This is a genomic window from Halomonas sp. DQ26W, assembly GCF_003339685.1.
Taxonomy (GTDB): domain Bacteria; phylum Pseudomonadota; class Gammaproteobacteria; order Pseudomonadales; family Halomonadaceae; genus Halomonas.
Genome location: NZ_QPKI01000061.1, coordinates 1 through 1,905 on the forward strand (window position 1 = coordinate 1; position 1,905 = coordinate 1,905).

At 66.2% G+C, this 1,905-nt stretch carries 1 protein-coding gene; it reads left to right on the forward strand.

What is annotated here, in order from left to right:
* Window positions 1–232: 232 nt before the first annotated feature.
* On the forward strand, window positions 233–1,771 hold the full coding sequence (istA, locus tag DU490_RS16860) for an IS21 family transposase (RefSeq protein ID WP_114575375.1): 1,539 nt from the start codon (window positions 233–235) through the stop codon (window positions 1,769–1,771).
* Window positions 1,772–1,905: the final 134 nt, after the last annotated feature.

Here is a 1,905-nt window from a genome sequence, read left to right on the forward strand (position 1 = left end):
TGCGTATTCCGGGTCATCGTGACCGACCGTTCCGTTCTATCGTGACCGCCTGTTCCGGGCCATCGTGACCGCCCATTCCGTTTCATCGTGACCGATTTCGGCGTCTTCCCCGGAATCCACGGTCACGTTGCCGGAATCATCGGTCACGATCCCGGAATCGCACCTAACTCGCTGGAATAATTCGGACTTCTACGGCATACCCCTCCTTTTGCCTTTGGCCCGGGAGGGGACGATGCCAGCACCGAGGATTCCTATGCGAACCATCACCGAGGTGTTGCGCCTCAAGTACGACGCCGGGCTCAGCCACGAGAAGATTGCGCGGGCCTGTGGCCTCTCCAAGGGCGTTGTCAGCAAGTACGTAAGCCTGGCGCAGGTCGCCGGCGTCACGTGGCCGCTGCCGGACGGCACCGACGAGACGGCGCTGGAGGCGCGACTGTTCCCGGCCAAGACGCCGCCGGTGCGCTTCTCAGCACCGGACTACTTCCAGGTCCACCAGGCGCTCAAGCGCAAGGGCGTGACTCTGCAGCTGCTCTGGGCCGAGTACGTGGAGGCCCATGGCGACAAGGCGCACCGCTACAGCCAGTTCTGCCATCACTACCGGGCCTGGCGTGGCCGTCAGCGGCGCAGCATGCGTCAGGTCCACCGCGCCGGCGAGAAGCTGTTCATCGACTACTGCGGCCCCACCGTACCCATCATCAACCAGGCCACCGGCGAGGTGCGTAACGCTCAGGTGTTCGTGGCCGTGTTAGGAGCGTCCAGCTACACCTACGCAGAGGCGACCTGGAGCCAGGCGCTGCCCGACTGGATCGGCTCCCACCAGCGTGCCTTCCAGTTCCTGGGCGGGGTCCCCGAACTGCTTATCCCGGATAACCTGAAGAGCGCCGTCACGCGGGCCTGCCGCTACGAGAGCCAGCTCAACACCACCTATGCCGAGATGGCGCAGCACTACCAGGTCGCGGTGCTGCCGGCGCGGCCCTACAAGCCCAAGGACAAGGCCAAGGCAGAAGCTGCCGTGCTGCTGGTGGAGCGCTGGATCCTGGCGCGCCTGCGCCACCACACCTTCTTCACCCTGGTCATGCTGAACCAGGCCATCGCCGAACTGCTCGACGACCTCAACCGCCGGCCCTTCCAGGGCCGCGAGGAGAGCCGACGCGACCTGTTCGAGGCCATCGACCGACCAGTACTCCGCCCCCTGCCGGAGACACCCTACGAGTTCGCCGAGTGGCGCAAGGCCAGGCCCGGCATCGACTACCACCTCGACATCGACAAGCGCCTGTACAGCGTCCCCCACAGCCTGGTCGGCCAGGTGCTGGAGGTGCGCCTGACCCACGCCATGGTCGAGGTGTTCCACAAGGGACACCGCGTGGCGGCACATCCGCGCCACGCGCAGGGGCGCTTTTCGACACTGGCCGAGCACATGCCCAAGCGACACCAGGCCCACCGTGACTGGTCGCCGAGTCGCTTCCTGGAATGGGCGAAAGGCATCGGCGTCGCCACGCTGGAAATGACCCAACGGCAGCTGCAGGACCGCCCTCATCCTGAGCATGGCTACCGCGCCTGCCTGGGGCTGCTGCAGCTCAGCCGGCGCTACGGCAAGGACCGCCTGGAGCGGGCCTGTGCGCATGCCCTGGCAATCCCCACCACCCGCTACGCCAGCGTGGCCTCGATCCTCAAACAGGGGCTGGATCAGCAGCCGCTGCTGACGCTACCCGAGGCGACTGATGACCTGCCGCCCCACACCAACGTGCGCGGTGCCGAGTACTACCACTGACGGGAGGATACGACCCATGATGACCCAGCCCCTGCTCGACACCCTGCGCCATCTGAAGCTGACCGGCATGCATGACGCCCTGGCTCACCAGCTCACCCAGCCGGATACCTACGACCTGCCGTTCGAGGACCGCC